This window comes from uncultured Alistipes sp., assembly GCF_902388705.1.
Classification (GTDB): domain Bacteria; phylum Bacteroidota; class Bacteroidia; order Bacteroidales; family Rikenellaceae; genus Alistipes.
In genome coordinates this window covers 1-6,292 of record NZ_CABMQJ010000086.1, presented here as the reverse complement: position 1 = coordinate 6,292, position 6,292 = coordinate 1, and the positions used below count along the sequence as shown (strand labels likewise).

Genomic DNA, 6,292 nt, shown 5'->3' with positions numbered 1-6,292 from the left:
TATTTGCACTTGTTTAGCTCTTGTTTTCATTTTAGGGCTTTACTTTATAAATCTGCAAAATTAAATTTTATTTATATAAAAACAAATTATTTTTATTTTAATTTGATTTTATCTCAATAGGAAGCTTTGAAAAATGTATTTTTAATCTAAAAATCCCTCTTTGACCAGTTGTTCGCGGATACGCACCCAGTCGGCGACGGGGCGTTTCACCCCGTCGACGAACCGGATAGGGCAGCCGAGGCTGCTGTCGTCTATATATAGGTCGGCATGGACTTTCGGCGACGAAGTCCAGCGCTGCTGCGATGGGTTCTCGTTCACGGCGTAAAGGGGAATGTTCCGTTCGCGGAACCACCGGATTGCGTCGTCGAGCAGCTTGCCCGAGCGCATCGTGTAGAGTATCAGGCGGCAGCCGTTGTCGGTGAGTTCTTTCAGGACGGGGACAGCCCCGGCGTCGTCGCCGGTTTCGGGATATGCGTGCGTCACGACGGTGCCGTCGAAATCCACGGCCACCAATGCATTGCGTATTGCCATCGTTATTTCTTTATTTTACGTCCGAGTTTGCTGAAAAAGAGTTTGATTCGCTTGCGGTAGCTGGTTTCCTGGTGGTTGTCGTAACCGTATCCATAGCCGTAGCCGTAACCGTAGCCGTAGCCATAGCCGTAACCGTAACCGTGGCGGCGCGTACGCGTGCCGTTGAGGACGATGCACATGTTGCGGAACTTCTTCTCGCGGTAGAGCCGTTCGATGTCGGGCAGCTGGCGGCGGTCCAGCACGCCTTCGCGCACGATGTAGATACAGAGGTCGGAGAGCCGGTCGGTGATGACCGCGTCGGCCACCGACATGGCGGGGGTGCTGTCGATGAATACGTAATCGTAACGCTCGCGCAGCTCGGCGATGAGTTGGTCGAGGCGCTCCGAGAGCAGCATCTCCGTCGGGTTGGGCGGTTGCAGGCCGGCGCAAATCACGTCGAGGTTCTTGTGCATGCCCATGTTCGAAACCAGCTCGTCGATGTCGGTGATCGTACCTGCCAGGTAGCCCGAAACGCCGTGCTTGCTGTTGCTGCGTCCCAGCGACGTGGAGAGCGCGTGGCGGCGCAGGTCGAGGTCGACCAGCACGACCCGCTTGCCGGCCATGGCGAGCGTCATGGCGAGGTTCATCGCCACGAACGTCTTGCCGGCGTGCGGATCCGACGAGGTGAAGAGCACGCTTTTAATCTCCTTGCCCGACGAAACGTTCATGAACGTCATGTTCGAGCGCAGGATACGGAATGCCTCGGAGAGGGCGTCGCGGCCCGTTTCGCGAACGACCACGCCTCCCTTGGTGTCCCCCTCGAGGAACGGGATGTCGCCCAGGAACGGGGCGCTGATGTTCTCTTCGATGTCCTTGCGGCCGCGGATGGTCGTGTCGAGCATGCCGATCAGGTAGAGGATGCCGAACGGAATCGCCAGTCCGGCCAGCAGGCTGATGGCCAGGATTACCGTCGAGCGGGGCGAAACGGGCCTGGAGCTGCCGTACGCCCAGTCGATTGTGCGCGAGTTGCTCTCGGCCACCGCATAGTTGAGCTGCGTTTCCTCCTGTTTGTTGAGCAGGTAGAGGAACAGTTCCTCCTTGATTTTCTGCTGGCGCATGATGTCGAGCATGACTTTCTCCTGCGAGGGCATGGTCGAGATACGGCGGTTGACCTGCGCCTCTTCGCTGCGCATGGTGGCGAGCTGTATTTCGAGCGTCGAGATGTGCGAATTGAGCGAGGTGAGGATGGAGCGGCGCACGGCGGCCAGCACGTTGTCGAGATCCTGTATGACCGGACTGCGCTCGGAGCTGTTCTCGAGCAGTTTTTCGCGGCGCAGAATCGCTTCGTTGTATTCGCTGATTTGCGCGACGATGGCCGGATTGGTCATCGAGGCCACCATCGGAATCAGCTCCCCGGCATGGGACTTGTCGTTGAGGTAGTCGCGGATATACTCGGCGACGCTGATCTGGTTCTCGATTGAAAGCCCTTCGGCCTTGTATTTCGTGCTTTCCGTAATGCTGCGGGTGGCTTCCGTGGTCATGTCGATCATGCGGTTGCTCTTCTTGATGCCCTCGATTTCGCTGTCCACGTCGCCCAGCTCCCGCCCGATTGCCTGCATGCGGTCTTTGATGAAGTTGGCCGTGACGATCGAAAGCTGGCGTTTGTCGGCGATGGCGTCCTCCTCGTAGGCGGAAATCAGCGTGTTGATTACATCCTCGGCGCGCTTGGGGACGGAGCTGTTCATCGAGATGGTGACGATCGAAGCCTGCTTGTTGGCGACTTCGCTTTTCACCGAGGCGCGGTAGGCGTTGGCCGTGGCCCTGAGCGAGCCTTTGGTGACCGTGATGGGCCGCTTGAAGTAGGTGGAGTCCATGAACACGGTCCTGTTCACGACGATTTGCCCCACGGGGGTGGCAATCGTATCGCCGTATTGTGCACGGATGACCCTTTTGGTGTCCTGCTTGGTGACAAACTTGTCCATGAAGTCCGTCAGTTCGATTCCGTTGCCGCCGGTGGGGGTCACCTCCAGCGAAACGGCCTGGTTGTCGTCGTCGATGAATTCGACCCCGATCGGCGAGCGGCCGTAGAGGTCGAGCGTGCGGAGGCGTTCCCGCACGGAGTAGTTGACCGTCAGGTGGAGCTGTTTGACCACGTCGGTCATCAGCCGGTGCGACTGGAGGATGTAAACCTCGTTGTCGACGTTGCGGCGGCTCTGGAAGCCCACCAGGTCGCTGAATGCCCCCAGGTCGGCGTCGCCGCCCTTGCGGCTGTCCTTGACGAGGATGGTGGCCGTGCGGCTGTATATTTTGGGGGTGCTGGCCAGGTAGTAGTAGGCCGCACCGAGGCAGACGACCACCGAAAGCGCGAACCAGTACCAGTTGGCGAACACCATCTGGAGCAGGTCGTGGAGCGTGATGCCGCTCGTATTCTCGTTTTCGTCGTTGAGCGGATGCTGGTTTATGGGTTGTTCTGTCATTTTCGCAGCTTATTTGGTCAGGGTAATGATAAGCGTCGCCACGGAAATGGCCGTACCTACGAGCGAGAGATAGAAATTGCGGTTCTGGCTGATCTCACCCGACTGGGCCTTGTACTTGTTGGGCTTGACATAAATCATGTCGTTCTGCTGGATGTAGAAGGCTGGGGAGGTGAAGATGTCTTTCGAGGTGAGGTCGAGGTATTCGATGGTGCGCACGCCGTTCACTTCGCGGATGACCGCCACGTCGCCGCGCACGCCGTAGATGGTCAAATCACCGGCCATGGCAAGGGCGTCGAAGATGGTGATTTTGTCGCGGGTGACGTCGTACTGCCCCGGGCGGGCCACTTCGCCCGTGACCGAGATTTTCATGTCCGCGAACTGCACGTTGACCGAGGGGTCGTTGATGTAGCCGCCTTCGATGATTTTGTCGGCAATCGTCTGCGCCAGTTCGCTGCGGGTCTTGCCTTTGCATTCGATTTTCCCGATTACGGGCATGTCGAGCATGCCGTCCTCATCCACCGTACGGATTTGCAGCGACTGGACGTTCGCCGAGCCGTAGTTGGAGGTCCCGGTCAGGGAGTTGTACGACGACGACGAGTTGAACGGCAGTGCCAGTTCGGGGTCTTTGCTGTTGACGACAATCGTCAGCCGGTCGAGGGGTTTGATGCGGATTTGACCGCTCTGCGCGATCTGCTCGGGCGTGAACGGCTGGGCATCTTGCAGATACCAAGCACGTTTCTGCGAGGCGCATGACGTGACGAGGAGGAGCGTCAGCATGGCCGCGGAAAAAAAGCGGAATTGCTTCATATGTAATTAAGGCGTTATTTTGTATCGAGCGCAAAGGTAAACATTTTATATGAAATAACCGCGTCCGTTTCGCCCGTATTTTGCGCCTTTGGGGCGGACGGCAGGTTATTTGTTCGGAAAAAAGTGTACATTTGACACTCCGAAACTGAAAAAATAGCGATAAGTACCGATTTAAAGTAAAAAATATGCTGCATTCCGAATGGAGCTACCAGGCTGTAATCTACGAAATGAACGTGCGCCAGCTGACGCGGGAGGGGACGCTGCGCGCCGCCGCCGGGCATCTGTGCCTCCTGCATGACGCGGGCTTCGACGCCGTGTGGCTCATGCCTATCTATCCGATTGGTGCCGAGGGGCGCAAGGGGGCGCTGGGCTCCTATTATTCGATCCGCGACTATTGTGCCGTCAACCCCGAGCTGGGGACGATGGCGGATTTCGATGTGTTCGTCGCCGAGGCGCACCGGCTGGGAATGAAAGTGCTGCTGGACTGGGTCGCCAACCATACGGCGCGCGATGCCCGCTGGCTCGCCGAGAAGCCTGCCGACTGGTACGAGCGCGATGCGGCGGGGGCTCCCGCCGTGCCGTGGGACTGGACGGATACGGCCAAGCTCAACTATGCCAACCGCGACGTGTGGCGGGCGCAGGCCGAGGCTATGGAGTTCTGGGTGCGGGAGCACGCCGTCGACGGCTTCCGCTGCGATATGGCGATGCTGGTGCCGGTGGAGTTCTGGAAAGAAACGGCCCGCCGCCTGCGGAACGTGAAGCCCGACCTGTTCATGCTGGCCGAGGCCGAGGAGCGGAACCTCTTCGAAGAGGGGGCTTTCGACGCCTGCTATGCCTGGGAGATGCACCACCTGATGAACGATGTGGCGCAGCAGAGAGTGCGCGTCACGGCGCTGCGCGACTATATTTACGCCGACCGGAAGCGTTTTCCGCACTCGGCCATGCGCCTTGTGTTCACGTCCAACCATGACGAGAATACGTGGAACGGTTCGGAGTTCACGCGCATGGGCGATGCCCGCGAGATTATGGCGGTCTTCACGTTCGTCGTGCCGCGCGGCCTGCCGCTGGTCTACACCGGGCAGGAGGTCGGCTATGACCATTCGTTCGCATTCTTCGACCGCGACCCGATGCCCGCCTGTGAGGCCAATTCGTTCACCGCGTTTTACCGCCGACTGATCGGGATGCGGCACGCCAATCCGGCGCTTGCGGCCGGGGAGCGGGGCGGCGAGATGATTGAAATCCGCAACAATGCCGAAGACTGCCTGATGACTTTCGTGCGCGAAACGGACGGCAACCGCGTAGTCGCAATCATGAACCTGTCGCCCTATGCCATCCACGCCGATTACTATACGGGGATTTACGCCGGTATGTACACCGATGCCATGACGGGCGGCGCATACGAGCTGCGCGGGCATGTCGAGGAGGATATGGTCCCGTGGAGCTACCGTATCCTGACGCGCTGACCCCGTGTTCCGGCGGGTGCTGGCCTCCGGCGCCTGATTCCTGCCGACGGTATGTAAACCGGGGGCGCACCGGGCCCGGATACCGGTTTGTTTTGTGGTTTTACGGATACGAATCGCCGCCGGAGCGTGTTTCGCATTGTGGAATTTTTTCCTATTTTTGCCAATGAATATGAAGCGCTTTTTCATCCTCTGTCTTTTGTGTGCCCCGTGCCTCGCGGCGCTGGCGGGTACGTACCGCGTGGACGACATTCCCAATGTCCAGCACGCCGACCGCACGCGCTACGTGTCGAATCCCGACGGGATACTCTCGGCGGACGCCGTGGCGCGTATCGACGCCGTGTGCGGGACGCTGCGCGAGCGGGCCATCGCACAGGTCGCCGTGGTCGCCGTGGACGACATTGCGGGCGGCGACGTTTTCGACTTCTCCATCGACCTCTTTTCGAAATGGGGCGTGGGCCGGGCTGAAAACGACAACGGGCTGGGGATTCTGCTGGTCAAAGACCGCAGGGAGGTGCGCTTCGTCACGGGCGGCGGCCTGGAGGGCGTGCTGCCCGATGCCATCTGCAAGCGGATTCAACTGAAATACATGCTTCCGCTGTTCCGCGAGGGCGATTACAGCGGCGGCATGGTCGCGGGTGTGGAAGCCGTGGCACAGCTGCTCGAGGGCAGCGAACTGGACTTGGGCGGAACCGATACGGCCGGGGATGACCTGCCCTCGTGGGCGGTTTTCTTGATTGTCATGGGTTTTGTCGTCGTGCCGATGGGGATTGTCATGGCGGCTTATTACGCCCGCAAGCGCTGCCCGAACTGTCATAAGCTGACGCTCCGGCAGGAGTCGGCCGACATCCTGAAAGTGACGCCCAGTTACCGGCTGGTCGAATATACGTATGTCTGCTCCAACTGCGGATTCGTGGTCAAACGACGGGCTAAAAACCTGCGCGACGACAACTTCGGCGACGGTGCGGGCGGCGGAACGATTATCGGGGGCGGCCGGGGGTTCGGCGGTTTCGGGGGCGGTTCGCGCGGCGGAGGCTT

The 6,292-nt window shown here is 59.4% G+C and carries 5 protein-coding genes; 2 read left to right on the top strand and 3 right to left on the bottom strand.

All coding sequences use genetic code 11. The features are described 5' to 3' along the window. Positions 1-141: 141 nt before the first annotated feature. Genes QZT71_RS11665 through QZT71_RS11655 form a run of 3 tightly spaced genes read right to left on the bottom strand, consistent with a single transcriptional unit; the run spans position 142 to position 3,794 of the window. Entirely contained in the window at positions 142-531 is a 390-nt protein-coding gene (locus tag QZT71_RS11665) for a hypothetical protein (protein ID WP_295916397.1), read from the bottom strand. Positions 532-533: 2 nt separating this feature from the next. Beyond that, a complete protein-coding gene (locus QZT71_RS11660; protein WP_295916395.1) occupies positions 534-2,987 on the bottom strand; it encodes a polysaccharide biosynthesis tyrosine autokinase in 2,454 nt (817 codons plus the stop codon). A gap of 9 nt (positions 2,988-2,996) precedes the next feature. Further along, positions 2,997-3,794, bottom strand: a complete 798-nt coding sequence (locus QZT71_RS11655; protein ID WP_295916392.1) for a polysaccharide biosynthesis/export family protein — start codon at positions 3,792-3,794, stop codon at positions 2,997-2,999. Between the two features lie 185 nt (positions 3,795-3,979). Between QZT71_RS11655 and QZT71_RS11650 the strand changes: the two genes are divergently transcribed. After that, positions 3,980-5,257 carry an alpha-amylase family glycosyl hydrolase gene (locus QZT71_RS11650; protein WP_295916390.1) on the top strand — a complete coding sequence of 426 codons (1,278 nt, stop codon included), beginning with the start codon at positions 3,980-3,982 and terminating at the stop codon, positions 5,255-5,257. 169 nt (positions 5,258-5,426) lie between these two features. Continuing rightward, the coding region (locus tag QZT71_RS11645; protein WP_295916387.1) for a YgcG family protein at positions 5,427-6,292 on the top strand (866 nt) is incomplete at its 3' end.